At 40.4% G+C, this 25,922-nt stretch carries 27 protein-coding genes; 22 read left to right on the top strand and 5 right to left on the bottom strand.

All coding sequences use genetic code 11. From position 1 onward, the window contains the following. Positions 1-409 (top strand): DbpA RNA binding domain-containing protein (locus QNK26_RS04595; RefSeq protein ID WP_319221104.1); only part of this gene is annotated, 409 nt, incomplete at its 5' end. Between the two features lie 368 nt (positions 410-777). Here the strand turns inward: QNK26_RS04595 and glpC are convergent. The 3 genes from glpC to glpA are packed head-to-tail and all read right to left on the bottom strand — an operon-like array spanning position 778 to position 4,986. Next, complete coding sequence (glpC, locus tag QNK26_RS04590) at positions 778-1,986, bottom strand: anaerobic glycerol-3-phosphate dehydrogenase subunit GlpC (protein ID WP_319221102.1); 1,209 nt, start codon at positions 1,984-1,986, stop codon at positions 778-780. 11 nt (positions 1,987-1,997) lie between these two features. Continuing rightward, the gene (gene glpB / locus QNK26_RS04585) at positions 1,998-3,344 is read right to left on the bottom strand and encodes a glycerol-3-phosphate dehydrogenase subunit GlpB (RefSeq protein WP_319221101.1); all 1,347 of its coding nucleotides are present in this window, start codon (positions 3,342-3,344) and stop codon (positions 1,998-2,000) included. After that, a complete protein-coding gene (gene glpA, locus QNK26_RS04580; RefSeq protein WP_319221100.1) occupies positions 3,334-4,986 on the bottom strand; it encodes an anaerobic glycerol-3-phosphate dehydrogenase subunit A in 1,653 nt (550 codons plus the stop codon). Before glpA ends, glpB begins: the two co-directional genes overlap by 11 nt. 406 nt (positions 4,987-5,392) lie before the next feature. Here glpA and QNK26_RS04575 point away from each other — a divergent pair, with 406 nt between their 5' ends. Further along, entirely contained in the window at positions 5,393-5,932 is a 540-nt protein-coding gene (locus QNK26_RS04575) for a type II secretion system protein (RefSeq protein ID WP_319221099.1), read from the top strand. Between the two features lie 123 nt (positions 5,933-6,055). Here the strand turns inward: QNK26_RS04575 and QNK26_RS04570 are convergent, their stop codons facing one another. Further along, positions 6,056-6,985 (bottom strand): LysR family transcriptional regulator, encoded by a 930-nt coding sequence (locus tag QNK26_RS04570; RefSeq protein WP_319221098.1) that lies wholly within the window; start codon positions 6,983-6,985, stop codon positions 6,056-6,058. A gap of 274 nt (positions 6,986-7,259) precedes the next feature. Here QNK26_RS04570 and QNK26_RS04565 point away from each other — a divergent pair, with 274 nt between their 5' ends. From QNK26_RS04565 to QNK26_RS04470, 20 genes are all read left to right on the top strand, one after another. Next, complete coding sequence (locus tag QNK26_RS04565; RefSeq protein ID WP_319221096.1) at positions 7,260-7,979, top strand: SDR family oxidoreductase; 720 nt, start codon at positions 7,260-7,262, stop codon at positions 7,977-7,979. Between the two features lie 624 nt (positions 7,980-8,603). Further along, complete coding sequence (locus QNK26_RS04560) at positions 8,604-9,617, top strand: amino acid ABC transporter substrate-binding protein (protein ID WP_319221094.1); 1,014 nt, start codon at positions 8,604-8,606, stop codon at positions 9,615-9,617. Between the two features lie 99 nt (positions 9,618-9,716). Continuing rightward, positions 9,717-10,901, top strand: a complete 1,185-nt coding sequence (locus QNK26_RS04555) for an amino acid ABC transporter permease (RefSeq protein ID WP_319221093.1) — start codon at positions 9,717-9,719, stop codon at positions 10,899-10,901. A gap of 1 nt (position 10,902) precedes the next feature. Beyond that, the gene (locus QNK26_RS04550; RefSeq protein ID WP_319221092.1) at positions 10,903-11,982 is read left to right on the top strand and encodes an amino acid ABC transporter permease; all 1,080 of its coding nucleotides are present in this window, start codon (positions 10,903-10,905) and stop codon (positions 11,980-11,982) included. A gap of 66 nt (positions 11,983-12,048) precedes the next feature. Further along, positions 12,049-12,795: an amino acid ABC transporter ATP-binding protein gene (locus tag QNK26_RS04545; RefSeq protein ID WP_413816348.1), complete on the top strand. Its 747-nt coding sequence runs from the start codon at positions 12,049-12,051 to the stop codon at positions 12,793-12,795. 174 nt (positions 12,796-12,969) lie between these two features. Next, the gene (locus QNK26_RS04540; protein WP_319221090.1) at positions 12,970-13,482 is read left to right on the top strand and encodes a lipocalin family protein; all 513 of its coding nucleotides are present in this window, start codon (positions 12,970-12,972) and stop codon (positions 13,480-13,482) included. A 191-nt stretch (positions 13,483-13,673) separates the two neighbouring features. Then, positions 13,674-14,288, top strand: a complete 615-nt coding sequence (locus QNK26_RS04535) for a sigma-70 family RNA polymerase sigma factor (RefSeq protein WP_319221088.1) — start codon at positions 13,674-13,676, stop codon at positions 14,286-14,288. Then, a complete protein-coding gene (locus QNK26_RS04530) occupies positions 14,281-14,928 on the top strand; it encodes a ChrR family anti-sigma-E factor (RefSeq protein WP_319221086.1) in 648 nt (215 codons plus the stop codon). The genes QNK26_RS04535 and QNK26_RS04530 overlap by 8 nt, the downstream gene beginning before the upstream one ends. 21 nt (positions 14,929-14,949) lie before the next feature. Then, positions 14,950-15,906: a DUF523 and DUF1722 domain-containing protein gene (locus QNK26_RS04525; protein ID WP_319221085.1), complete on the top strand. Its 957-nt coding sequence runs from the start codon at positions 14,950-14,952 to the stop codon at positions 15,904-15,906. 16 nt (positions 15,907-15,922) lie between these two features. Beyond that, a complete protein-coding gene (gene phrB, locus QNK26_RS04520; protein WP_319221084.1) occupies positions 15,923-17,281 on the top strand; it encodes a deoxyribodipyrimidine photo-lyase in 1,359 nt (452 codons plus the stop codon). A gap of 28 nt (positions 17,282-17,309) precedes the next feature. After that, positions 17,310-17,735 carry a nuclear transport factor 2 family protein gene (locus tag QNK26_RS04515; protein WP_319221083.1) on the top strand — a complete coding sequence of 142 codons (426 nt, stop codon included), beginning with the start codon at positions 17,310-17,312 and terminating at the stop codon, positions 17,733-17,735. Continuing rightward, on the top strand, positions 17,732-18,454 hold the full coding sequence (locus QNK26_RS04510) for an SDR family NAD(P)-dependent oxidoreductase (RefSeq protein ID WP_319221082.1): 723 nt from the start codon (positions 17,732-17,734) through the stop codon (positions 18,452-18,454). The genes QNK26_RS04515 and QNK26_RS04510 overlap by 4 nt, the downstream gene beginning before the upstream one ends. Then, a complete protein-coding gene (locus QNK26_RS04505; protein WP_319221080.1) occupies positions 18,451-19,707 on the top strand; it encodes an NAD(P)/FAD-dependent oxidoreductase in 1,257 nt (418 codons plus the stop codon). The genes QNK26_RS04510 and QNK26_RS04505 overlap by 4 nt, the downstream gene beginning before the upstream one ends. After that, positions 19,704-20,471, top strand: coding sequence for a DUF1365 domain-containing protein (locus tag QNK26_RS04500; protein ID WP_319221078.1), 768 nt, complete (start codon positions 19,704-19,706; stop codon positions 20,469-20,471). The genes QNK26_RS04505 and QNK26_RS04500 overlap by 4 nt, the downstream gene beginning before the upstream one ends. After that, positions 20,461-21,702 carry a cyclopropane-fatty-acyl-phospholipid synthase family protein gene (locus QNK26_RS04495; RefSeq protein WP_319221077.1) on the top strand — a complete coding sequence of 414 codons (1,242 nt, stop codon included), beginning with the start codon at positions 20,461-20,463 and terminating at the stop codon, positions 21,700-21,702. Before QNK26_RS04500 ends, QNK26_RS04495 begins: the two co-directional genes overlap by 11 nt. Positions 21,703-21,722: 20 nt before the next feature. Beyond that, on the top strand, positions 21,723-22,271 hold the full coding sequence (locus QNK26_RS04490) for a DUF2878 domain-containing protein (protein ID WP_319221076.1): 549 nt from the start codon (positions 21,723-21,725) through the stop codon (positions 22,269-22,271). Beyond that, positions 22,237-22,767, top strand: a complete 531-nt coding sequence (locus QNK26_RS04485) for a chalcone isomerase family protein (RefSeq protein ID WP_319221075.1) — start codon at positions 22,237-22,239, stop codon at positions 22,765-22,767. The genes QNK26_RS04490 and QNK26_RS04485 overlap by 35 nt, the downstream gene beginning before the upstream one ends. Positions 22,768-22,792: 25 nt before the next feature. Next, positions 22,793-23,311, top strand: coding sequence for a DUF3833 domain-containing protein (locus tag QNK26_RS04480; protein WP_319221074.1), 519 nt, complete (start codon positions 22,793-22,795; stop codon positions 23,309-23,311). A 92-nt stretch (positions 23,312-23,403) separates the two neighbouring features. After that, positions 23,404-23,769 carry an STAS/SEC14 domain-containing protein gene (locus QNK26_RS04475; RefSeq protein ID WP_319221072.1) on the top strand — a complete coding sequence of 122 codons (366 nt, stop codon included), beginning with the start codon at positions 23,404-23,406 and terminating at the stop codon, positions 23,767-23,769. A 56-nt stretch (positions 23,770-23,825) separates the two neighbouring features. Beyond that, positions 23,826-24,164, top strand: a complete 339-nt coding sequence (locus QNK26_RS04470; RefSeq protein WP_319221070.1) for a thioredoxin family protein — start codon at positions 23,826-23,828, stop codon at positions 24,162-24,164. 126 nt (positions 24,165-24,290) lie between these two features. On the opposite strand, the gene ahpF is transcribed toward QNK26_RS04470, so the two are convergent. Further along, on the bottom strand, positions 24,291-25,880 hold the full coding sequence (gene ahpF, locus QNK26_RS04465; protein ID WP_319221069.1) for an alkyl hydroperoxide reductase subunit F: 1,590 nt from the start codon (positions 25,878-25,880) through the stop codon (positions 24,291-24,293). Positions 25,881-25,922: the final 42 nt, after the last annotated feature.

Below are 25,922 nucleotides of genomic sequence, written 5' to 3'. Positions count from 1 at the left end.
CCGTATTGGTCGTACTGGCCGTGCTGGTAGTAAAGGTATTGCTTGTACTTTATTTGATGATAAGGAAGGTTATCAAGTTGCACAGCTTGAAGATCGTTTTGGTATGATCACACCAGACGCATTACCGCCTGCAAGTATCTTAAATGAAACACCAATGATGCCACCAATGGAATGTATCCGTATTGATGGTGGTAAAAAGCAGAAAGTACGTGCCGGTGATATTCTCGGTGCATTAACAGGTAAAGACGGCATTGATGGGAAATTAGTTGGTAAAATTCAACTGTTTGACAACTGTGCCTATGTTGCTGTTGACAGTAAAGTGGCGAAAGCGGCAGTGCAGAAGATTGGTAAAGGTAAATTGAAAGGTCGTACGTTCCGAGCTTGGATTGTACGTTCATTTAACGATTAAGCGTTAAATGCATCTGTCAGTAGCGATCGAATAGACTCGTTACTGACAGATATTATCTTCATAATTTATTATCGCGGTTATACAGTTCTACAAATGAACGTCCATAAGCAGCCAATATTTTTGCCATGATAGTTGTGATAGTCATAGCCGTCGTGATTTTCATCGTCGTAGTTGTCATAATACCCACCTTTTCTAATTAGTTTACCTAAGAGTCATAGATAAGAGATAATTATGTTTAATTAGCTCTAACCTTACGATTTGACTGCATTATAACCACTTAAAAGTATTTTTATAGCGAAATAATTTAATCGTCAGGATTAGGAAAACTAATGGGTTTTAAGTCTGTTTATTCGGCTGCCTTTTTCATCCTATGCAGGTAAACACTGCGCTAATAAACTTACCGGATGGATAGTTTCTAAGTCAGTATTCTCTTCAATTTGCCATTTGCATGTTTCACAATCTGTAATTGCAAAGTCAGCATTTGAGTTTCTGATTTGCTCAAACAAATTCTTGCCTATTTTCATCGACACGTCGTAGTTTTCTTTTTTAAATCCGTAGGTACCTGCAGAGCCGCAGCATTCACTATTAAGTACAGTGACCGTTAAACCGGGGATTGAGCGCAACAATTCAATAGTAAAAATTGCCAAACCGCTGCGTTCTAAATGACAAGGTGTATGGTAGACAATCGTTTTATGTACGGGCTTTAGCTCTGGCATATTGCCATTCATAAACTCGCGTAATAAAAATGAGGTAATGAATTCAAGTTTATTGGCGATCTTGCTGTTATCTACGTTTAATACATGTGGGTATTCTTGTTTTAACGTCAACGAACACGTGGATGATGTGGACAGAATAGGAGTGTTAAATTGCTCGACAGCATCGGTCATATGCTTGACATTAAACTGGGCATTCTTACGGGCTTTGTCATGGAAACCATTAGCGATGAGCGGTACACCACAGCATTTTTCTTTCTTCAATAATTTGACACCGATATTCATCGCATTGAGTACTTTCACTAAATCTTTACCCAGTTGTGGGTTGTTGTAGTTAACATAGCAGCCATGAAAATAACTGATTTGGCGTTCAAACTGTGTTTGGCGATCGGCTTGTTTTTTATACCAGTGTCTAAATGAACCAAAAGCATACTTAGGTAATGATTTGTGCTTATCGATGGCAACGGTTTTATCCATGATGGTTTTAATTATTTTTGAATCGGTGATCTTGTTAACCAAAGGCGCGACTGGTGTAGAAAGTGTTCCGAATAAATCGGTGTGACTTAAAATATAGTCACGCATTAATTTAGGGTTTATTTTTTTCTTCTCAAACTTACCACGTGCAACCGCAATAATATCGCCTACATTGACGTTGGATGGGCAGGCTGTCTCACAGCGTTTACAGTTGGTACATAACTTTAAAGCTTCATCATAATACTCTGGGCTTTTGATTCTGAGTCGTTCGCCATCGGGACCTGATTCTTTTGGACCTGGATAATTGGGGTTGGCTTTGGCAACAGGGCAGTACACGGTACAGATGGTACACTTGATGCATTTTTCAAAACGTGTTGATACTAAATCCATGGTATTGCTCCTTATGCTAAGCTGGTGTGTTGTTGTGAATACTGTTCTGGCGTACGCTGCAGCAATAGCTTATTAACAGCATGATAAGCGGTACTGATTGCTACGCCACTGCCATTTCCTTCTGCTACGGGGTCATAGCCACCCAAGTTTGATCCCGCACAAAATAGATTATTGATCACTTTACCTTTAATCATAGGGTTGAAGTGATGGTTCGTTTTAATGCCCAGCGATAAGAAAGGTTGTGAATTAGCCGCAAAAAACTGCGGGTTGTACCAGGTATTGCGTTCCTCAAGGCTGTTCATGTCTAAATCAAACACAGGCTCTTGTAACTTGTCATGATGTCCTATAAGCCCTTTATTAAAGAAACTGCCGGATGCGAAAATGAAGTGGTCGGCGGATAGCGGCATGCTTTCTAAATTACGGGTATAAATGCGTTTAAGGCTTAACTCTCCACTATTGCTGGCGTCTTTAGCTATATCACCATGGGTGACTTGGTCGCCTTTTAATAACATCCCTCCACGTTTGATAAATAAATCAATCATGGTCTCTTCAAGGCGGATACCTAACATTGACGGTGGCATGGTCGGTACTTCGTGAAAGGTTAAATTAGTGAGTGTATGTAATTTGTTGAGCGTTTCAAGCCCCAAGCCGTTGCCTGTAATAGCTGGTATGATGACGATATCGTCAGGGGTTGCGATGGCTGATAATTTATTCGCTAATGCTTCTATTTCATTATCGTTAGTTAAGATACGAGCGATATCAATGGAGCGAAGTTCGCACGCGTTGCGCTTAAGCCCTGAGAATCCCTCAATTGCAATACTGGTATGACTGATTTCAACATCGTTAAATTCCGGTAACTGCGTGAGGCTATCGGTAACCATCTTGGCATTGAAGTCGCGGAAGTCATCAATTTGCACGACGACAATACGCTTGATAGTATGCCTTGAAAGTTGCATCGGCAGTTGTTGTACATAAGGCTGTGACAACCATGTCGACTTTAACGTACCAAGCGGTGTGATACGGAAGTGATTATCACCGTTGTCTTGCTGTGTTAATGGAATACCTGCGTTAGTGAGTAAATCTTTATACCACTGCATGGATTTAAATACGCTTTCTTTGCCAATTTTACTGTAAGGATGATGAGGAAACTCATTGGTAAATTTATCAAAAATCACCGCTGGGTTACGGATTACTTTACCTGTAGGTGTATGGGAAAGTAGATCGATAGAACCTGATGAAAAGTGCAGGGCGCTTTGACCATTGGAAATGATAGCTGTTTTTAATCCAGCTTCGAGGCTGCGTAATCCGGCGGTATAACCGGCAATACCACCGCCAATAATTATGCTATCAAATTTCATAATATTCCTTATCTGCTTGCTTTTCACCGAGCTTATTAATATCCGTTGCGCCAAATAGGCCTTCATAAAGCCAATAGGTAAATTCGGCTTCTCGTAGAGCGTCACCAAATAACACGGGTTTAATGCCTTTCCAGCGTTCTTCAAAAAATTGCATTAATAATTGACTTGATTCATAACCAGTGCAATTGCCGAAATCACAAAATAAACTTGAAGCGCGGTAGGTACATAATTCACCTTGACATGACCCCATGCCGAGACGAGTACGTCTGCGTAAATCGACCAAATTGGTCACATCCAATTGCTTAATCGCGTATTCAATTTCGCCAACAGACACCATTTCACATTCACAAACAATTGATTTACCTTTGGTGCTTTGATCAAACGTAGCAACTGCATTTTCACCGTGGCGATGGGTTGCAGCTGTGGTGGTAAATACGGCTTGTTGAGATTTGTGTTTTTTATTTCCAGTCGTAATCACAGAACCTGGTAGTGGCTGTAAATGTGTTGTACAGCTGCTGATATTACCGAGCTTGCTTGCTACAAGATCCGTGGTCATTTCGGCCATTAAGCGACTGGTCATTAATTTTCCGCCAAGAATACTGCTAAAGCCTGCTAAGCCATCACGCTGTTCGTGATCGAGTAATACAATGCCACGACTGATATTACGGCCATCGCCACCGCCGACGTCAACGAGTGGTCGTACGCCTGCATAAGCGCGTAAAATACGAGTTTGTGCCAGTATTGGCGCGAGTTTAGCTCCTTCTTCAATTAGGATATTGACTTCTTTTTCACTGATTTTAAGTGAATCTATATCGTCATAATCAATTTTTTCGGAAGTGGTACCGATGAGTGAGATCGAGTCACCGGGTACTAAAATGTCGGCATCGGCGGGTTTACGGCAGCGGTTGATGACCAGATCATTAATACGATGTTCGAACACTAATAATGACCCTTTGGCAGGTAGCATTTGCACATTTAGATCTGCGTAGTGACAAATGTTTTTCCCCCAAATACCTGCTGCATTAATCACTTCTTGGGCATACACTTCAAATTGCTCATTGGTGCGGGTATTCATACATTTCGCGCCGATGATACGTTCTCCAATACGAATTAATGATGTCACCATTGAATAGGTAAGTAATTGTGCACCATGATTTTTGGCATCTAAAACATTGGATGCGCATAAGCGAAAGGGATCAAGCGTGCCATCGGGGACTTTTACGGCGCCGAGTAGACTGTGATTAACATTTGGTTCGAGCTCAATCGCCTGTTGTGGCGTCAGGCGTTGCGTTGCTATGCCTGCGCCTGCACAAGCTGTAATGAAGGTATGTTGAAAATCCAGATCATCTTCTGGTAAGGTAATAAATAATCCGTTGGTTTCTTCAATACAATGGCTGGCGATATGCTTGAGGATCTTATTCTCTTGGATACATTCACGGGCCGATTCACCATCGGTGACCGCATAGCGCGCGCCTGAGTGCAATAAGCCATGATTACGGCCTGTTGTGCCGGAAGCAATATCACCTTTATCAAGTAATATGCAGGTTATGCCACGCAATGCGCAATCGCGCATAATACTCGTGCCAGTCGCACCACCACCAATTATCAATACTTCGGTATTGAAACGGGTTACCTTTCCCATAGTTCATCCATATATGCAGGCCAATTAACTACTTATAAGTATGAAGCAGATAGTTTTTGATAAATTGATCTCAATCACGAATGCTCGAAAGAGCATTTTAATTTTCATTCGAACATCTCATTTTCATGAAAAGGATGTTTATTATTGATTAAAACGCTGACAAATAAAGTCGATCAACACTTTTAAGCGTACGGGCTGATAACGATTTCGGTGATAAAGTCAGAATAGTGGTACATCTGGTGAGTGTCGATGTTGAGTTTTGTATACTAATTAATGCATATGTTATTAATTATTTATACTGTACTTATATTATTAAGTGGTATTTAGTTTTGTTTGTGGTGAGTTTTCAATATAATTATCATTATAAGGTTTGATGGTAGTAAATTAACTTAGGTTCTTAGGATAAATGATGAAGCGTCGAATAAATGGTTTTACATTAATTGAATTAGTGATTGTCATTATTGTATTAGGGGTATTAGCTGCAACTGCAATACCTAAATTTGTTAATTTGCAAGATGATGCTAATCGAGCTGCGCTTAGAGGGCAGTTTGGCGCATTTGCAAGTGCGGTAAAATTATATCATAGCGGCTGGTTAGTTGAGGGGCATAGTGGTGCTGTTGAGGATCTCGCTGGTTTTGGTGACGGAGATGTTAGCTCTACTGCGACTGGTTATCCTTATTCTACCTCTGGGACAATAACTCCCGCTTTTACAGCTTGTGAAGAATTGTGGACTGGGATCACTGATACCAGTTTTACCATTGCTTATGTAATAGATGACGATTTGAGTAGTGCTGATGTTGATATCGCTTATACGTACACAGGAAGTACTTGCGTATATCGTGCACTGCACTTTATGCAGCGTGGCCAGCCAACACTGGTTATGAATTATGACTACAACAGTGGTGAGGTTGAGGTTGTTGATGCTAGCTATGGTGATAGCAATTAATCTCACCATCTATATTAACTAGCATAAATATTATCGAGTGATAGGTATTATCAGGCTATACACATTGTCTAATTATAGTCGCACTTATTAATGTCATGCTGTATATAGGGCGTGAATGGGAAGTTAAATTTCTTTAAACTTCTGATAAATGAAATCAATCAACACCTTTAAGCGTGCGGGCTGATAACGATTGCGGTGATAAAGTAGGAACAGTGGTACATCAGGTGAGTGCCACTGCTCTTCATCCGAGGCGGATATTAAAGCCGATGCTAAGGTATTGTTATTAAGTTCATCTTCACAATACAATTCCGGTAAACGGACAATACCATTGCCATGTTTGGCTGCGTTAATTAAAGCGCGACCACTCTTACAGCTAAAATTACCGTTAACGTTGATCTCTAATTCATGTATTGGTGCATTATTGTGTTGCACTGATTTTTGATGAAAGCGCCAACGTTTGATACTTCCAGTTAAACAATTATGCTGTTCCAGATCTTTAGGGTGCTGAATCACAGGGTGCTGGGCTAAATAATCAGGGCTGGCTAACACCTGCACCTTAATGTCAGTGAGTTTTCGTGCCACTAAGCCTGAATCTTCTAATTCACCCATACGTACCACTAAATCAAACGCCTCGGAAATCAAGTCAACGCGTGGGCTACTAAAGTCCAGTTCAACCTCTATATCAGGGTACTGTAAATTAAACTCACTGATAATGTTCGCCAGAATATCCTCGCCAATCACACCACCAACACAGTTAATGCAGATACTACCCTGTAATTGTTCGGTATCGTCTTTCGCTGCTATCACGGCTTGGTTGATTGTTTGCAATGATGTCAGGCATTGCTGAAAAAACTGTTCGCCAATTGGCGTGAGTCGCTGTGCTCGAGTCGTGCGAATAATTAATTGCACACCGAGTTGTTGTTCGAGCTGAGCAAGTTGCCGAGATACATGCGCGCGGGATGATTGCAATACTTCAGCGGCTTTAGTAAAGCTACCTTGCTGTGCAATAGTGACAAACGCGCGGATGTCGGCAAGAGAAGAACTACTTTGCATTGCTGTGCCTATAGAGATTAAGTTGGGTAAGGAATAAAGTATCAATCTCATTGTAGCTTAAAGCGTAACAGTTATGTTCTTTATTGTGTATATATCAACAATAGTCATTTCTATATACTCTCTTCATCCGCTCAAGAGTGCTTAGGTCTAACGTTAATAGACACGATACATTCACTATGTAGTCATTGAGTGCGCAGCTAATCGCTGTCGTTTAACCTTAACTATTATTATCAAAAGTTATCATCAACATTATTCTAAAAATAGAGAGTATATAATGAAAAAATTAGTCGTTATCACAGGTGCAAGTTCAGGTATTGGTGAAGCTACAGCGAAGCGTTTAAGCGCGGCTGGTCATCCATTATTATTAGTAGCTCGTCGTGTTGAAAAGTTGGAAGCGCTAGACTTACCAAACTGTTTATGTGAAAAGGTTGATTTAACCGTTCACGCTGAGTTTCATGCCGCACTTGCTAAAGCTGAAGCGTTATATGGTCCTGCTGATTTATTAGTGAACAATGCTGGCATGATGTTATTAGGTCAAATTGATACTCAACCTGCTGAAGAGTTCAAAACAATGTTCGACGTGAACGTGATTGCATTATTAAATGGTATGCAGGCTGTACTTGCGCCAATGAAAGCACGTAATACAGGTACTATCATTAACATCAGTTCTGTTGCGGGTCGTAAAACATTCGGTGCACATGCAGCTTACTGTGGTACTAAATTTGCTGTTCATGCAATCACTGAAAATGTACGTGAAGAAGTTGCAATGTCAGATGTGCGAGTGATCACTATTGCGCCGGGTGCTGTTGAAACTGAATTGTTGTCACATACAACATCAGCAGAAATTAAGGCAGGCTATGAAGCCTGGAAAGAAACCATGGGTAATATTCTTGCACCCGATGACGTGGCACGTTCAATTGAATTTGCTTATGCACAGCCACAAGATGTTTGTATTCGTGAAATAGTATTAGCAAGTACACGTCAAGAACCTTAATTCAATTGTTACTTGTTTAAGTTTTTATAGTGAATTAGCACTGCTTTGGCAGTGCTTTTGTATATTCTGGCGTAATAAATAATCTTTTTATGCGAGTCCTGCTGCAAAATAGAGGAGGTACTCATCGGATGACAATTTGGGGATATGCACGATAATTTCATTGTTAAGGCAATGCCGAGGGGGGAGTGTTATTACCTTTATGCTTGATTTTCATCAGGATGGCTGACAACCAATGTAAAACCAGAGACATGCATAACATATCTTTTAAATCAATATATTAGATAGGTTTTGGCAGTGAATTATCAGATGGAAAAGCACCTGTTCTTTATAGTGTATTAGTTTCCATTATAGAATTAAATATGGATAAAAGCCTTAAAGTGAATATCCATAAAGTATTATCTACCTAAAACCACCCCATCAATGTTAAGTTAGTGTTAAATTCGTGACAAGTGTCTAATACTTATCAATGCTTTTGTTAATCAGTTGTTATCTCGTGGATGTTGTATAGAAATTGCCTTATGCTTATTTTGTGTTTAGGAAACAGAGAAAGCAACTCTTTTTAACTGGCGAGTTAGCCAACTAAAACCAACATTACAATAATAATAAATAGACAAGGAAATTAATATGAAGGTTACAAAAATAGCTTTAATACTAGGTCTAGCATCAACACTACCCAATTTAGTTAATGCTGCTACGTTAGAGCAAGTAATGAAAAAAGGCGTATTAAACTGTGGTGTTTCTACAGGGATCCCAGGTTTCTCAGCAACAGATTCAAAAGGCGTTTGGAAAGGTATCGACGTTGATTTTTGTCGTTCAGTTGCCGCTGCGGTATTAGGTGATGCATCGAAAGTTAAATTTATCCCACTGACTGCGAAAGAACGTTTTACAGCATTACAAAGTGGTGAGATTGATTTGTTATCACGTGCATCAACGTGGACTGCAACGCGTGATACGTCACTGGGTTTAAATTTTGCAGGTGTTAATTATTATGATGGCCAAGGCTTCTTAATTAATAAAGATTTAGGTGTCACGTCAGCGAAAGAGTTAGACGGCGCATCTTTTTGTATTCAAGCGGGTACGACAACCGAGCTTAACCTGACTGATTACTTCAAATCAAATAACATGGAATATAAAGCCGTTACTTTTGACACATCTGGTCAAACAATCGATGCCTTCAAAAAAGGTCGTTGTGACGCCGTTACTTCTGATGCATCGCAGTTATATGGTTTAAGAATTAAATTAGATGATCCTAAATCAGCAGTGGTATTGCCGGATATCATTTCTAAAGAACCACTGGGTCCTGTTGTTCGCCAAGGTGATGATGAATGGTTTAACGTCGTTCGTTGGAGCTTATTCGCAACACTCGAAGCTGAAGAGCTAGGTGTGACAGCAAGCAATGTTGATAAGCAATTAAAATCAGCGAATCCATCTGTTAAACGTCTGTTAGGTGTATCTGGTAAAGCCGGTGAAAACTTAGGGCTTAAATCTGATTGGGCTTACCAAATAGTGAAGCAAGTTGGTAACTACGAAGAAATGTTTGAAAATAATGTAGGTAAAAATTCACCTCTTAACATTGACCGTGGCCTCAATAATTTATGGAATAAAGGTGGCTTGATGTACGCAATGCCAATTCGATAAATTAATACTTCAGTCGCTTCATGTTATCAGCTGTTGGTATGTGGAGTGACATAAGTATATCGGGGGCTTGGCCCCCTTTTTTAAAAGGTTTATTTTGTTATGAATAATTCAAAACTCCCCCCAACCTCCAGCGGTTTATTTAACAGCCCCCAAAATCGCGCGATTATTTTCCAAGTGCTTTCTTTAGTGGTTGTGGTTTTATGCATTTTTTACTTCGTTAATAACATGTTTGATAATGTAGCAAAAAGGGGTATCACTACTGGTTTCTCATTTTTAGGCGAAACAGCTGGTTTTGGTGTCAGCCAAGCGCTTATTCCATATGATGATACCAGTTCAACTTTTTTAGATGTATTTATTGTAGGTATATTAAATACCATACTCGTGGGCGTTATTGGTATTTTTTTCGCAACGATTATTGGCTTACTGGTTGGTATTGGTCGTTTATCTTCTAATTATTTAATTGCTAAATTGTCACTGGTTTATATTGAAACGTTCCGTAATATCCCCATTTTATTGCAAATTTTGTTTTGGTATAACGTGGTGCTTGCTGCACTGCCTAGTCCGCGTCAAAGTATTTCTTATTTTGACTCTATCTTTATTAATAACCGTGGCTTAATCGTACCAGATCCGATCTTTGAATCGGGCAGTGGCTTTATCCTTATCGCGTTTGTGCTTGCTTGCATCAGTGTGATCTTTCTGGGTAAATGGGCGACTAAACGTCATGACTTAACAGGCGAAGAATTTCCATTATTTAAAGTCTCTCTGGCTATCGTTGTCGTTGCTCCTTTACTGGTATTTTTCCTTACCGGTCAACCTATCAGTGCTGAATATCCAGCGCTAAAAGGTTTTAACTTTAAGGGGGGAATAACTATTATTCCGGAATTACTTGCGCTTATTTTTGCGTTAAGTATCTATACCGCTACTTATATTGCTGAAGCTGTACGTGCGGGGATTGAAGCTGTACCCCCAGGTCAAAAAGAAGCAGCAAAATCATTAGGCTTAAAAGATCATGTGATTTTGCGTAAAGTCGTTTTACCACAAGCATTACGCGTGATTATCCCGCCGGTTATTAACCAATATCTTAACTTAGTGAAAAACTCATCACTGGCAACTGCAATTGGTTATCCAGAAATTGTCACCTTGTTCTCTGGGACGACGCTTAATCAAGTAGGGCAGGCTATTGAGATTATCTTAATGACGATGGCTGTGTATCTTGTTTTCAGTATTGTTATTTCGGTGCTGCTGAATTGGGTTAATGCAAGAATGGAAATTAAAGGAAGATAATATGGCTGTTTATACGATGAAAGAAGCCAAACCTGCACCTTCGACGAGTAAAGGGCTGGTATTCTGGTTACGAGAGAATTTATTTTCTACTATTCCCAATACACTATTAACACTGCTTGCTATGTACTTTATCTATACGACGTTACCGCCGTTACTCGATTGGATGATCTTTGATGCAACATGGAGTGGCACTAAAGAAGAAGTGGTAAAAGAAGGTGCACGCTGGATATTTATTATCGAGAAGTTCGATCAATTTATGTATGGATTCTACCCTGAAGCCTTGCATTGGCGTCCTAATTTGGTCGCTATCATCAGTATCATCTTTGTGTTTTTCATACCACGCCTTAGCAGTATCAAGATTAAATTTGTCAGCATGCTGTTGTATCCAGTGGTATGTTTTATTTTGATCCGTGGTGGCTTAGGACTTGAAATCGTTGGCACTGAAAAATGGGGTGGCTTGATGCTGACTATTTTAGTTGCCGCTGTGGGGATTATTGCTTCATTCCCGATTGGTATTTTATTGGCACTAGGCCGTCAGTCAGACAACATGCCGATTGTTAAAACCTTATGTGTTGGTTTTATCGAATTCATTCGTGGTGTACCGCTCATTACTATCTTATTTATGGCATCGGTCGTGCTACCGTTATTCTTTAGCGATGGCCTCGAATTTGATAAGTTATTACGTGCGTTAATTGGTATTACCTTGTTCCAAGCCGCTTATATTGCCGAAGTGATCCGTGGTGGTTTACAAGCGATTCCAAGAGGTCAATATGAAGCGAGTGAGTCATTAGGCTTGACCTATTGGCAAGGTATGATCTTAATTATTCTGCCGCAAGCATTAAAGATTTCAATTCCGAACTTGGTTGGTTCATTCATCTCGTTATTTAAAGATACGACCTTGGTATTAATCATTGGTTTATTCGATATCTTGGCGATGGTAACACTGACCAATAGTGATACCAGTTGGCTTGGTTTTGAAATCGAAGGCTACGTGTTTGTGACTCTAATTTATTGGCTATTTTGTTTTAGCATGTCGCAATATTCGCGCGTGATAGAACGTAGATATAATACCGAACATTAATAATTACCGTAAATTTACAGCTTAACACTGACCATTTACGTAAGGTAATTGGTATAAGGAAGTATCATGTCAGAACAAGAATATATGATCAGCATGCAAGACGTTAATAAATGGTATGGCGATTTTCACGTACTTAAAGACGTTAATTTGAATATCAAGAAAGGCGAAAAAGTGGTTATTTGTGGCCCGTCTGGTTCAGGTAAATCCACCACTATTCGTTGTTTGAACCATCTTGAAAAGTTTCAGGAAGGGGTGATTAACATCAACGGTACTAACCTCATCGAAGACGTTAAAGTGGTGCGCCATATCCGCTCACAAGTGGGAATGGTATTCCAACACTTTAACTTGTTCCCACATCTTTCAGTATTAGAGAACTTATTGTTAGCACCAACTTGGGTACATAAAAAGCCACGCCATGAAGCGATTAAAACTGCGATGGAATATCTTGAACGTGTAAAGATTGCCGATCAAGCACATAAGTACCCTAATCAGCTTTCTGGTGGTCAGCAACAGCGTGTTGCGATTGCTCGTTGCCTGTGTATTAACCCCGAAATCATGTTGTTTGATGAGCCAACATCAGCGCTCGATCCAGAAATGGTATCGGAAGTATTAGACGTCATGGTTGAACTGGCAGATGAAGGTATCACTATGATTTGTGTCACTCACGAAATGGGCTTTGCCAAGAAAGTGGCGGATCGCGTTATCTTTATGGATGCAGGACAAATTATTGAAGAAAATGAACCGCATGAATTCTTTGATAACCCGCAATCTGATCGTTTAAAACTGTTCTTAGATCAGATTTTATCGCACTAAAATAATAATTACGACAATAAGCCTTACTTTGAATCCGTTATTACAATAGATTTAGAGTAAGGCTTTTTTGTGCCGCTAAATAACTATTAAGATCAAATTAAGTACACCAAGAATGATCCTTAGTTAACTATGTATCGTATTAGATAATATGAACTATATGGAGATGGGTATAATATGAAAATTATAAGTGTATGGATTGTATTATTACTGCTAACGGGGTGCACAGGGATGCCAAACAACGTCAGCCCAGTAAACAATTTTGAGTTAGATCGCTACCTCGGTAAATGGTATGAAGTGGCAAGATTAGATCACTCTTTTGAACGTGGCCTTGATAAGGTAACCGCTGAATATTCAATGCGCGAAGACGGTGGTGTTGCAGTCGTTAATCGTGGATATTCGACTGAAGATAACGAATGGCAAGAGGCCAATGGTCGTGCCTATTTTGTTAATGGCAGTGATGAGGGGTATTTAAAAGTGTCCTTTTTTGGTCCTTTCTATGGTTCTTATGTGGTGTTTTATTTAGATAAAGAGCAATACCAATATGCCGCAGTTTCAGGACCTGATAATTCGTATTTGTGGTTATTATCAAGAACACCTGAACTCTCACCTGAGATTATTACAACGTTTAAAGCAATGGCCAAAGCGCGTGGCTTTGCTACTAGCGAACTAATATACGTCAATCATTAGCTCAGAGCCGTAGCTTCAACTACCCAAAGCACTAAATACAGTGATTATCCGTGTTATAAGATTGTTTATAACATTTTGAATGTTAATGGATTATTATTAAACATAGGTTTATTTAAATAATAGTGATCCTTTTCAGTATTCCAATCGTATTAATCAGTGCAATAAGGCTGGTAATACGAGAGGGGTTATAAATGTTAAGTATTGCAAATACTGCGGCGGATAATAGATTGACTTATTTACATTATATTGACCCCGACGATGTTGAACTCGATATTCAGCGAGCGTTAACTGCGGTTGGCAATGACCAAGATAAAAGGGCTTTTGAGCTGTTGTTCAAGCATTTCGCCCCGAAGATCCGTGGTTTTGGCCTGCAGCGTTTCGGGCAAGAAGCACAGGCGTTAGAGTTGGTGCAAGATACTCTGTTACTAGTATGGCGTAAGGCCGCATTATTTAATGCAGATAAAGGTAAGGCGAGTACGTGGATATATACGGTGATGCGTAACCACTGTTTTGATATGTTACGTAAGCAGCAAACTCAAAAAGAAGATCAAGTCAGTGATGATTTGTGGCCGTTGATCGAAGCAGAACAAACCGTAGAAGATGATCATTTACTTACTGGTCAGCTGTTATCGCACATTACTTGTTTGCCTAAGCAACAAAAAGAGGTTGTCGAAGCGTTATTGATAAAAGAATTAAGCCAGCAAGAAGTGGCGAGTTTACTAAATATTCCTTTGGGGACGGTCAAGTCAAGATTACGTTTGGCTATCTCTAAATTAAAGTCGAAATTGGAGATTGACCATGATTAAGCATCACCCTAGTGAAGGCTTGTTAACACAGTATTGTGCTGGTGAGTTACCTTTTTCGTTATCGATTGGCCTTAGTGCGCATATTGAAATGTGTCCACATTGCCAAGGTTTGCAACAAGAGATGGAAGCACTACAAGCGGAAGATTTTTGGGGTGGTAAAACTGTCGAACATGTTGACTTTAGTGACATGTTGCACGGTATTCTAGCGACACCTGTGGCACCGTTAATCATTAAGCCAAAACCAATTTTAAGTGTTGAAATTGTTGGCAAGCAGTTTAACCTCCCCAATGCATTTGCTTCTTTTAAAAATTTCAGCTGGGCTGGTTTTGGGATGATTAACCGCGCTCGTGTCGTTACTGACGAAAACAATGTCCGATCAAGTTTATTACATATTAATGCGGGTGGAGAAATCCCCACACATCAGCACAAAGGTTATGAACTAACCTTACTGTTAGATGGTAGTTTTAGTGATGAATATGGCACATATAGCAAAGGCGATTTTATTTTGTTAGATGGCGATATTAAACATTCACCAAAAACCAAAAAAGGCTGTTTATGTTATACGGTTCAGGATGCGCCGTTGCATTTTATTCACGGTATGAGCAAGGTACTTAATCCGTTAGGTAAGCTTATTTACTAATTATGTTAAAGGATGTTGAATATGGATACGCAACAAGTCTCACCGATTAAAGTTGGTATTAGTAGCTGTTTAGCGGGGCATAAAGTGCGCTTTGATGGTGGCCATAAACAAAGCAAGTATTGCCAAGAAATACTGGCCAATTACTTTGAATTTGAACCTATTTGTCCGGAAATGGCGATTGGTTTGGGTACGCCGAGACGTGCAATTCGATTAGTAAAAGATGCAGATATTATTCGCGTTGTTGCCAGTGATGGCAGTTTTGATGTAACCGATAAGTTAACCGAATTTTCTGAAAAAACGAGTGCCAACTTGGCCCATTTAAGTGGTTACATTTTTTGTCCTAAGTCGCCAAGTTGTGGTATGGAGAGAGTGACGCTTTATAAAGCCGGTACTAACGATGGTCAACGTGAGGGGGTCGGCTTATTTGCCGCGCAAGTAATGAAAGACCACCCACTATTGCCAGTCGAAGAAGACGGTCGCTTAAACGATCTGGTATTGCGTGAGAATTTTATTACCCGTGTGTTTGCTTATCATCAGTGGCAAGCATTAAAACAGTCAGGTATTACACTAAGTAAACTGATCGCTTTTCATAGTCAGCATAAATATTTGCTAATGGCACACAACGCCAAATTGTATTATAAACTTGGACCTATGCTAAGTGGCACGGGTGAGGCAATTGATGTACTTGCAGATAAGTATATTGCATTGTTCATGCAGACGTTAGCTTGCTTACCTACACGCAAAAGTCATACTAATACCCTATCTCACTTGCAAGGTTATTTTAAACGCCAGCTTGATAGTAATCAGCGGGTTGACCTAGCCGATATTATTGATAAGTATCGCCAAGGTTTACTACCATTAATGGCACCGCTGACGCTAATTAATCACTATTTGAAAATTTATCCTGATGACTATTTAGTGCAGCAAATATATTTACATCCACATCCGGATGAACTGAAATTACGTTACAGCCACTAACTTAAATGGTGATGAGATGGATCTTGTATGGTTTCGTAAAGACTTGCGTATTAATGATAATCCAGCGCTATATCAAGCAAGCTTAAATGGCCCTTGTATGGCGGTTTATTTCGTCACCCCACAACAATGGTTAGCACATGATATTGCACCAATACAGTTAGATTTTATGGAACGTGCGGTTAATCATCTCAGTACCGCGTTAGCAAAATTAGGTATCAAGTTACATGTTATTGAAGTCGAAGACTTTAAACGAATCCCTTCGCGTTTACAGGCTTTTTGTAACGAATTTAATATTACAAATGTGTATGCTAATAGTGAAATCGAGATTAATGAATTAGCACGTGATACTGCGGTACAAAATGCCGGTATTACGCTTAATCTGTATCGTGCCGATTGTTTACTTAATCCCGGTGAAGTCGTGACGCTGCAAGGCACTATGTTTAAAGTATTCACCCCGTTTAAAAATGCTTGCTTAAAACTACTAAGACAAAGTACAAACCTACAACCTTATCCTGCGCCTACGATCAACAATACTGCTGTTAATAACGCCCCCATTAGCTTTAATTTGGCTAAAAAGTGCAGTGATGCATGGCCTGCCTGTGAATCAGGGGTCCATCAATTATTACAGCAGTTCATAGAGAATCATGTTGACCAGTACCACCAAAAACGTGATTTCCCTGCGCTATCGGCGACATCACAATTAGGCGCGGCATTAGCCATTGGCCTCATTACCAGCAAGCAATGCGTTTATTATTTACTCCAGGCATTTCCACGGCTTCTAGATAGCGCGGAAACTGGTCCTGCAATTTGGCTAAATGAATTAATATGGCGCGATTTTTACCGCCACATCATGGTGTTAAACCCCTCAATAGGCAAAGGCGCTAACTATAAAAGCGCTGCTAACAACGTCATTTGGTCGAATAATCCAGATGACTTTAAAGCTTGGTGCAATGGGCAAACCGGCTATCCCCTAGTCGATGCAGCCATGTTGCAGCTAAATCAAACGGGGTGGATGCACAATCGCTTACGCATGGTTTGCGCCAGCTTTCTTAGCAAGCATCTATTAATCGATTGGCGTTGGGGCGAGAGTTATTTTAAACAGCAGTTAATTGATGGTGATTTTGCTTCCAATAACGGCGGCTGGCAGTGGGCTGCAAGCACCGGTTGCGATGCGCAACCTTACTTCCGCATTTTTAATCCGACATTGCAAAGTAAAAGATTTGATCCAAATGGCGAGTTCATTCGTACTTATCTATACGAACGCCAAAAGCTCAGTAATAAAGCCATACATTTACCGATTGACCCTATCGTTGATCATCAATTCGCAAGGCAACGAGCGTTAGATGCATTTTCGGTATTAAAGGTGAAGCATTAATTACTGAGGCTATTAAAAAGGATTATTTATGAAGCCATCACTGTTAGACGATTTTTGTAGGATTTACCAATCACTTGATAAACATAACCTCGCGCTGTTAAAAGATATTTATAGTGAGGATGTGGTGTTTATCGATGCAATGCATCAAGTGAGTGGTATTAATTCGCTTACCGGCTATTTTGAACATCTCTATGAAAATATTGATTATTGTAACTTTCATATCCATCAATTAATCGAGAAAGAAGGGCAGGCATGCGTTATATGGAAAATGGACTACGCCCACCCTAAACTTAATGGCGGCAAATGTATCTCGGTTGACGGCGCATCTCATTTACAGTTTTCTGACAAAATCGATAAGCATCGAGATTATTTAGATTTAGGACAAATGTTATATGAACATTTACCCTTGCTTGGCTCGGTGATTAAAACCATTAAGAAGCGAGCAAGCCAATGAAAAAAGTACTCATTACCGGTGCAACTTCAGGTATTGGTGAGGCGCTGTGTTTACACTATCAAGCATTGAATTATGTGGTTATTGCCTGCGGCAGACAGCAAGACAAATTGGCTAAGCTTGCCGCTTACGATAATGTGTCGACCATTGCTGTTGACCTGTGTGATGAACAGCAAGTGATGACACAGTTTGCACAGCTTGGTAGGCTTGATTTAGTTATTTTGAACGCCGGCAGTTGTGAGTATATCGATGATGTTAAAAACTTCGATGGACAATTATTTGCTCGGGTCATGAATACCAACCTGATTGGCACGGGCTATTGCTTAGCGGCGCTATTACCACAAATACCTGCTGGTGGTCAGCTTGCCTTAGTTGGTTCAAGTGCCAGTTTCTTACCCTTCTCACGGGCGCAAGCTTACGGTGCCAGTAAAGCTGCCATCGCTTATTTAGCACGGACATTGGCGCTTGATCTTAAAAGCCAAAACATTGATGTTAGCCTTGTTAGCCCCGGGTTCGTTAAAACGCCGCTCACCGACAAAAATGATTTTTCGATGCCAATGCAGATCAGCGCACAACAAGCTGCGGTTGAGATCGTCAGCGGTTTAGAAAAACGGGTATTTGATATTCATTTTCCTAAGAAGTTTACTCTGATATTAAAAGCATTATCGCTATTACCTGATCGCTGGTGGTGTGCCATTTCTACAAGGATGTTATCAAAATGAAGAAAATAGCAATTGTCGGAACCGGAATCTCGGGTTTAACGTGTGCGTATTTACTTAATAAGCAGCATGCTATTACCGTATTTGAAGCGGGTGATTACATCGGTGGACACACGGCGACTAAAACCGTCGAAGCTGCAGGTAAAACTTGGCAAATAGACACTGGATTTATTGTCTTTAATGATCGTACCTATCCAAACTTTGAAAAACTTTTAGCACAAATCGGCGTGGGGCGTTTAGCCACTGAAATGAGTTTCAGCGTCAGCAATCAAGACTCAGGGTTGGAATACAGCGGCACTAATATCAATACCTTATTCGCCCAACGTCGTAATTTGTTTAACCCTAAATTTTTAAGATTGATCCAACACATCTTACGTTTTAATAGCTTATGTAATGAACTTTGGTTAAATAACACCGTCGATAAAGCGCAAAACTTAGGTGACTTTCTTACTGAGCATAAATTCAGTGATTACTTTGCCAATCATTATATTTTGCCAATGGGCGCGGCTATTTGGTCATCAAGTTTACAAGATATGTTGGCATTTCCGCTGCATTTCTTCATTGGTTTTTTTTATAACCATGGCTTGTTAAGCATTACCAATCGTCCGCAATGGTATGTTATTCCGGGTGGCTCTAAGCAGTATATCGACCCGTTATCCGCAAGCTTCAGCGATAAAATTCAGTTGAATTCCCCTGTGACTTGCGTTGAACGCTTAGCTAGTGGTATTCGTTTAAAAGTAAGCGATGGCGAATGGCAAGAGTTTGATGAGGTGATTTTAGCGTGCCACAGTAATCAAGCGAAACAGATGCTCAGTGATATTTCTGACAATGAGCAGATGGTTCTCGCAGGTTTACAGTATCAAAACAATGAAGTGGTATTACATACTGATGTCAGCCTGCTACCGATGAAAAAGTTGGCTTGGGCTGCCTGGAACTATAACTTGAATAGTGATAATGAGCGTCCGACGGCACTGACTTATAACATGAACATTCTGCAATGCCTGCCTGATGGTGCTCCCACATTTTGTGTCACCTTAAATCAAAGCGATTTAATTGACAGCGAAAAAATATTGGGGGTTTATCAGTATGATCACCCCATCTTTAATGAAAAGAGTATTGCCGCGCAACAACAACGTGAGCTGATTTGTGGCCAGCAGCATACCCATTTTGCGGGTGCTTATTGGTATAACGGCTTTCATGAAGACGGTGTTAACAGCGCTTTGGATGTATGTCAGCGCTTTGGGGCAAGCTTATGAACACTCGTGACATCATTCATTCTTGTATTTATCAAGGCGAGGTATTTCATCAACGTTTTTCACCTCGAGAGCATAAATTTAGTTATAAGATTTTTTTCTTAGCTATCGATTTGGATGAGTTACCACAGTTGAATAATATTGGTCGACTTTTTCAAACAGATCGGTTTGCACCGTTACGTTTTTTTGCACCTGACTATCTGCACCATAAAAGCCAGATAAGTAAACAAGATATTTGGGATAAAGTGGTTGAATTAGGTGGTGATAACAAACTCGGCCGTGTGCTTTTTGTCGGACAAATGCGTTGTTTTGGTCTTTATTTTAGTCCTATTAATACCTATTACTGCTACAACGAAACGGGTGACTTAAGTTACTTGCTAGCAGAAGTAAGTAATACCCCTTGGAATGAAAGGCATTATTATTTAATTGATTTACAAGATGCACAAGTCTGTGAAAAGGCCTTTCATGTATCGCCTTTCATGGACTTAGAGATGAAATACCATTGGCGTATAAAAGCGCCTTCAGAGCACCTTAGCTTGAGTCTTGAAAGTCGTGCTCACGGTTTGGAGGATGATAAATTTTTTCGTGCCAATGTCGCAATGACACGACAAGCCTTCACCAACAGGAACCTGTTAAAAAATCTGCTCTCGATACCTATGATGACCTTAAAAACGCTACTCGGTATTTATTGGCAAGCACTTAAATTATACGTCAAAGGCGTGCCTTATATTGCGCATTCAAAAAAGGATAAAACCAATGTCAGCTGAAAACATACAATTAAATGAAATGACTGAGTCAGTTGGTTTCATGGATAAAATGGCAAAAAAATTAATTGTCTCGATGTTGAGTAAAATGACCAACGCGTGTTTAATTTTTGAAGATAACGGCGAGCAATTTCAATTAGGCGATGTTGATTCTGATTTACACGGCAAGATCATTATTCATCATGCCAGTTGTTATAAAAAAATGATGTTCGGTGGCAGCATAGGGGCGGGTGAAGCGTATATGGCTGGCCTATGGAGTAGTCCTGATTTAACCAAAGTAGTGCAAGTCTTAGCTAGGGAGCAAGGTGTGCTTGATGACTTAGAAAAACGTTTTGCTCGTGTGCTGGCGATACCGAGTTGGATTTATCATAAGGCACGTAAGAACACCGAGTCCGGTTCTAAAAAGAATATCTTAGCCCATTATGATCTGGGTAATGATATGTATGAGCAATTTCTTGATAAAGAGATGATGTACTCAAGTGCAATTTATCCGCATAGCGAGGCGGATTTAGAACAGGCGCAATTACACAAAATTGATACGATCTGTCAGCGTTTGGACTTAAAAGCAGGTGAAACATTACTTGAGATTGGCACGGGTTGGGGGGCGCTGGCTATTTATGCGGCGCAACATTATGGCGTACATGTCACCACCACAACCATCTCTGACGCGCAGCATGATTATGCCAAAGCACGTATTGAGTCACTGGGGCTAGCAGATAAAATCACCTTGCTAAAACAAGATTACCGTACACTGAGCGGTGAGTACGATAAATTAGTCTCTATTGAGATGATTGAAGCGGTTGGTCACGAGTATTTATCTAGTTTCTTTACCACTTGTAACAAGCATTTAAAGCCGCACGGTAAAATGCTTATTCAATCTATTACCATTGCTGACCAACGTTATGATAGCTATCGTAAAGGGGTTGATTTTATTCAGCGCTATATTTTTCCTGGTGGTTGTTTACCTTCAATCAGTGTCATGGCTGATAACGTCGCCACGCATACTGACATGATGATCACCGGCTTACACGATATCGGCCAAGATTATGCTAAAACATTACAGCATTGGCATCAGCGCTTTGATACTGCGCTGCCGCAGGTTAGAACCTTGGGTTATGACGATACGTTTATCCGCTTATGGAAATTCTATTTCAGTTACTGCGAAGGCGCATTTTTGGAGCGTAAAATTAGTACCGTGCACCTGATTGCGGTTAAACCTGAATACCGTAGCTAATTGAATTACAGGAAGGATACATGCGTATACAACTGAGTTCACAGAAGTTTTACTGGTCAAACTTTGTTTGGTTTCAAGCCATATGGTTTTATGCGGTGATTTATACGGGACAAGCAATTCCCCTGATGCTGTTATCACTGGGTCTCCATTTTGTGCTCTCACCGACTCGTTTCAGTGACTTGATTAATGTCGTAACAATAATGCCGGTTGGTTGTTTAGGCGATTACCTATTGACTTATATGGGTATTTTTACTTTTGATGAAGCCTTTTTTATTCCTGTGTGGTTGATTTTATTGTGGGGGCACTTTGCCGTGACCTTAAATCATGGGCTGAATTGGTTAGCTAAATTACCACTGTATTTATGCAGTTTGTTCGGAGCTATTTTTGGGGCGTTAAGTTATTACGGCGGCGCTAAACTTGGCGCGGTGAGCTTAGATAGCCATTTAATGTTGAGTTTATTTGCATTGGCAGTGATCTGGGCAAGCCTGTTACCCGTATATACACTACTAGCTTCATTAAATAGGATGTGCGGGCATGACGAAATCAAAGGCAGTTCTCACTCAAATTAACCTTATATTGTTGGCTGTGAGCTTGATATTCACAGCTACTTCCGTTTACGCCAGTAATGATCCTACACAACAATTTAAAAAAATTGGTCAAGGTGAAATGTCTTGGCTTTTTTTCGACCTCTATCATGCCTCCCTATATAGCGAAAGCGGTGATTACCGCTCACAGGGTTATCCGCAAGCGCTAAAAATTATTTATAAACGCGATATTTATAGTGATGACTTAGTAGATGTTACTGAGAAAGAGTGGTTAAAACTCGGCCTCACGCCTGAGACTTACCAGGAATGGCTGCCAGTGTTATTAACAATGTGGCCAGATATAAAAGACGGTGATGAGTTGGTGTTTTTAGTCCAAGCCGATGGGCGAGGCTATTTTTATCATAATAATTTGGTATTGGGTGGTATTGATAGTCATGAATTTTCCTCGGCGTTTTTAGCAATATGGTTATCAGAAAATACCAGTGAACCGGGATTGCGTCGACAATTAATTGGAGAGTAATATGTTACAAGTTAGACTTAAGTGTATGAAATTATCGCTTTTATTGATGGCAACATTAAGTTTGTTTTCTTGTAGCAGTCAAAACTTAAATGATTATGACGGGATGGCACCTGAGTTTGATGTGAAAACTTTTTTTGCTGGTCAACTGCAAGCCAAGGGCGTGGTATTAGATCGCTCTGGCACGGTAACACGTCGGTTTAGTGTGGAGATGATTGGCTCATGGCAAGGTAACCGAGGCACATTAGCAGAGTGGTTTGTGTTTGATGATGGTGAAAAAACAGAGCGTACTTGGATCATCACTAAATTACCAGGCGGACGTTATACCGGGACGGCAGGTGATATAGCCGGTATTGCCCAAGGCGAAAGCGCAGGGTTTGCGTTGCATTGGGATTACCAATTAAATTTAGTGGTAGATGATAGTGAATACTTAGTGACGTTTGATGACTGGCTCTATCAGCTAGATCAGCAAACAGTCATCAACCGTAGTTATATTAAAAAATGGGGCATGCAAGTCGGAGAAGTTATTTTAGTGATCAGTAAGTGAGTTGTGGATATAAAAGGCTAAAAACATCCACTTCACATTATATACTTGGCTATATTTAGGTGAGTAACCCAATTAATAATGTGGAGCTGAACATGCTTGAAATTATAGAGATTGAAATTGACAATGCGGTTGCCTTTCAGATGTCCGGTAAAATAACCGAAGATGATATGGCTTTAGTGCTCGGCTTCGCGAAAGAAAAAATTGAACACTATGGCAATATTGTTTTGCTGGAAAAGATAGATTCTTTTAGTGGTGTTGAGTTTAAAGCAATCATCGAAGAGTTTAAATATCTGTTTGATGTGGGTTTATCCAATATAGACAAGGTTGCAATTCTCACGGATAAAAAGTGGGTAGAACATGTTGTTAATATTGAAGATAAAATATTTAAAAGTATTGATATGAAGTGCTTTGCTTTAGAACAACAAGAGCAAGCCATTGCGTTTCTTAAGGGGGTATAATTGAATACTTACCGAACTTGTATCATCAAGTTATCAGCACTATTTAAAGGAACGCTATGACCACCAAATATCCCGAGTCTGATCCTGACTATCGTGAAGAATCGCCAACACTTGCAGAGGTTGAAAGCTGGACTGATTATGCCTTGTTAGAGTTTGGTGCCCCTTGGTGTGATCATTGCCAAGCAGTTGCACCGGTTGTGAAAGCTGTGTTGGTGGAGTATCCGCAATTACCACACATTAAAATAGCCGATGGCCGAGGCAAAAAATTAGGCCGGATATTTAAGGTTAAGCTGTGGCCGACCTTTGTTTTGTTAAAAGATGGACAGGAAGTCGCCCGTATTGTCAGACCGACTCGTATTGTTGAAATTAGTGATTTATTGGCGAGTATAGAGTAAAAAACCCAACAACCTGGTAGGCTGCTGGGTTAAAAAACAAATGCTGGTACAGGGTTCAATAAGCCTTACACGTGGGGACAAGTGTGAGTGTTATTTTATCGCTGTAGCTTACCTTTTTACTGCAGCTTAAGCGTTGATTTTTTCAGTTGGCACTGGCGTGCGAATTAAATGGTCAAAGGCACTTAAACTGGCTTTTGAACCTTCACCCATCGCAATAATGATTTGCTTATAAGGCACTGTGGTTACGTCACCAGCAGCAAATATCCCAGCCACTGAGGTTTCACCTTTGGCGTTAACTTCAATCTCACCACGTGGTGATAAAGCCACACCACTGCCTTTTAAGAAATCACTGTTTGGCATTAAGCCAATTTGCACAAAGATACCTGCAAGTTCGAGTTGTTTTGCATCACCAGTGGCACGGTCAACATAATTAAGTGCTGTTACCCGTGTTCCGTCACCAATCACTTCAGTGGTTTGGGCTTGCTTGATTATCGTAATATTCGCAATGCTATCGGCTTTATTGACCAGAACTTGATCGGCACGTAAGGTATCAGCAAATTCGAGTACCGTAACATGTTCAACCAGACCCGCTAAGTCGATAGCGGCTTCGATACCAGAATTACCACCGCCGATCACGGCCACTTTTTTGCCTTTAAACAAGGGACCATCACAGTGTGGGCAGTAAGCGACACCTTTATTACGGTATTCTTGCTCGCCAGGTACATTCATTTCTCTCCAGCGTGCGCCAGTTGATAAGATCACGCTGCGGCTTTTTAATGTCGCGCCACTGTCGAGTTCAACATGAATATAACCATCGGCGTTTTTTTCTGCGCTGACTACAGCACTGGCTCTTTGCTCGCTCATGATATCGACGTTATATTCTTTGACGTGTTCTTCAAGCGCAGCGGCGAGTTTAGGTCCTTGGGTTTCTTTTACCGAAATAAAGTTTTCGATAGCCATGGTATCCATGACTTGGCCACCAAAACGCTCAGCTACCACACCAGTGCGGATGCCTTTACGTGCAGCGTAAATGGCAGCTGATGCACCAGCTGGACCACCGCCAACCACGAGGACTTCGTATGGTTCTTTTTCATTTAATGCTAGCGCTTGTTTTTTTGCTGCGCCAGTATCAACTTTGGCTAATATTTCAGTTAATGAAATTCGACCTTGGGTGAAGACTTCACCGTTTAAGTAAACACTTGGTACTGCCATGATGTTGCGTTCTGCTACTTCATCTTGAAATGCCGCACCGTCAATCATAGTGGTTTTAATATTTGGATTAGTCGCCGCCATCATATTTAAGGCTTGTACCACATCAGGGCAGTTTTGACAGCTTAATGAAATGAATACTTCAAAGTTCATTTCACCTTCAAGGCTGGCCATTTGTTCAATGACGTCTGCGTCTAGCTTCATCGGATGACCACCACTGTGCAGTAGCGCTAATACCAATGAGGTAAATTCGTGACCCATAGGTAAACCAGCAAAACCAACTGCCGTTTGTTTGATTGGATTAACTACTTGCATGATAGGCTTACGTACACTTGCGCTTTGATCTTCAATAACGCTTACTTTATTGCTCAATGAAGCGATGTCGTTGGCTAAAGTATGTAATTTTTGTGCCGTCTCACTGTCATCAAGGCTAAGCACTAGGTGTACTTCAGTCTTTAAATTTTCTAAATACGCCTTTAACTGGGTTTTCATATTTTGGTCTAACATGGTGACACCTTTTATTCTGCTTATGGCTATATGAGATGCGTT

Origin of the sequence: Moritella sp., assembly GCF_033791185.1 — a bacterium.
GTDB lineage: Bacteria > Pseudomonadota > Gammaproteobacteria > Enterobacterales > Moritellaceae > Moritella.
Note: the sequence above shows the minus strand (reverse complement) of the source record. Positions and strands in the feature narration are given on the sequence as shown.

What these genes read in the sequence shown, in the direction of transcription:
- QNK26_RS04525 (WP_319221085.1), top strand. Translation starts at nt 14,950, where the DNA reads ATGGATACGCAACAAGTCTCACCGATTAAAGTTGGTATTAGTAGCTGT.
- QNK26_RS04480 (WP_319221074.1), top strand. Translation starts at nt 22,793, where the DNA reads ATGAAATTATCGCTTTTATTGATGGCAACATTAAGTTTGTTTTCTTGT.
- QNK26_RS04560 (WP_319221094.1), top strand. Translation starts at nt 8,604, where the DNA reads ATGAAGGTTACAAAAATAGCTTTAATACTAGGTCTAGCATCAACACTA.
- QNK26_RS04530 (WP_319221086.1), top strand. Translation starts at nt 14,281, where the DNA reads ATGATTAAGCATCACCCTAGTGAAGGCTTGTTAACACAGTATTGTGCT.
- QNK26_RS04475 (WP_319221072.1), top strand. Translation starts at nt 23,404, where the DNA reads ATGCTTGAAATTATAGAGATTGAAATTGACAATGCGGTTGCCTTTCAG.
- ahpF (WP_319221069.1), bottom strand. Translation starts at nt 25,880, where the DNA reads ATGTTAGACCAAAATATGAAAACCCAGTTAAAGGCGTATTTAGAAAAT.
- QNK26_RS04505 (WP_319221080.1), top strand. Translation starts at nt 18,451, where the DNA reads ATGAAGAAAATAGCAATTGTCGGAACCGGAATCTCGGGTTTAACGTGT.
- glpC (WP_319221102.1), bottom strand. Translation starts at nt 1,986, where the DNA reads ATGGATTTAGTATCAACACGTTTTGAAAAATGCATCAAGTGTACCATC.
- QNK26_RS04500 (WP_319221078.1), top strand. Translation starts at nt 19,704, where the DNA reads ATGAACACTCGTGACATCATTCATTCTTGTATTTATCAAGGCGAGGTA.
- QNK26_RS04570 (WP_319221098.1), bottom strand. Translation starts at nt 6,985, where the DNA reads ATGCAAAGTAGTTCTTCTCTTGCCGACATCCGCGCGTTTGTCACTATT.
- QNK26_RS04490 (WP_319221076.1), top strand. Translation starts at nt 21,723, where the DNA reads ATGCGTATACAACTGAGTTCACAGAAGTTTTACTGGTCAAACTTTGTT.
- phrB (WP_319221084.1), top strand. Translation starts at nt 15,923, where the DNA reads ATGGATCTTGTATGGTTTCGTAAAGACTTGCGTATTAATGATAATCCA.
- QNK26_RS04565 (WP_319221096.1), top strand. Translation starts at nt 7,260, where the DNA reads ATGAAAAAATTAGTCGTTATCACAGGTGCAAGTTCAGGTATTGGTGAA.
- QNK26_RS04540 (WP_319221090.1), top strand. Translation starts at nt 12,970, where the DNA reads ATGAAAATTATAAGTGTATGGATTGTATTATTACTGCTAACGGGGTGC.
- QNK26_RS04575 (WP_319221099.1), top strand. Translation starts at nt 5,393, where the DNA reads ATGATGAAGCGTCGAATAAATGGTTTTACATTAATTGAATTAGTGATT.
- QNK26_RS04515 (WP_319221083.1), top strand. Translation starts at nt 17,310, where the DNA reads ATGAAGCCATCACTGTTAGACGATTTTTGTAGGATTTACCAATCACTT.
- glpA (WP_319221100.1), bottom strand. Translation starts at nt 4,986, where the DNA reads ATGGGAAAGGTAACCCGTTTCAATACCGAAGTATTGATAATTGGTGGT.
- QNK26_RS04555 (WP_319221093.1), top strand. Translation starts at nt 9,717, where the DNA reads ATGAATAATTCAAAACTCCCCCCAACCTCCAGCGGTTTATTTAACAGC.
- QNK26_RS04485 (WP_319221075.1), top strand. Translation starts at nt 22,237, where the DNA reads ATGACGAAATCAAAGGCAGTTCTCACTCAAATTAACCTTATATTGTTG.
- QNK26_RS04470 (WP_319221070.1), top strand. Translation starts at nt 23,826, where the DNA reads ATGACCACCAAATATCCCGAGTCTGATCCTGACTATCGTGAAGAATCG.
- glpB (WP_319221101.1), bottom strand. Translation starts at nt 3,344, where the DNA reads ATGAAATTTGATAGCATAATTATTGGCGGTGGTATTGCCGGTTATACC.
- QNK26_RS04535 (WP_319221088.1), top strand. Translation starts at nt 13,674, where the DNA reads ATGTTAAGTATTGCAAATACTGCGGCGGATAATAGATTGACTTATTTA.
- QNK26_RS04550 (WP_319221092.1), top strand. Translation starts at nt 10,903, where the DNA reads ATGGCTGTTTATACGATGAAAGAAGCCAAACCTGCACCTTCGACGAGT.
- QNK26_RS04545 (WP_413816348.1), top strand. Translation starts at nt 12,049, where the DNA reads ATGTCAGAACAAGAATATATGATCAGCATGCAAGACGTTAATAAATGG.
- QNK26_RS04510 (WP_319221082.1), top strand. Translation starts at nt 17,732, where the DNA reads ATGAAAAAAGTACTCATTACCGGTGCAACTTCAGGTATTGGTGAGGCG.
- QNK26_RS04495 (WP_319221077.1), top strand. Translation starts at nt 20,461, where the DNA reads ATGTCAGCTGAAAACATACAATTAAATGAAATGACTGAGTCAGTTGGT.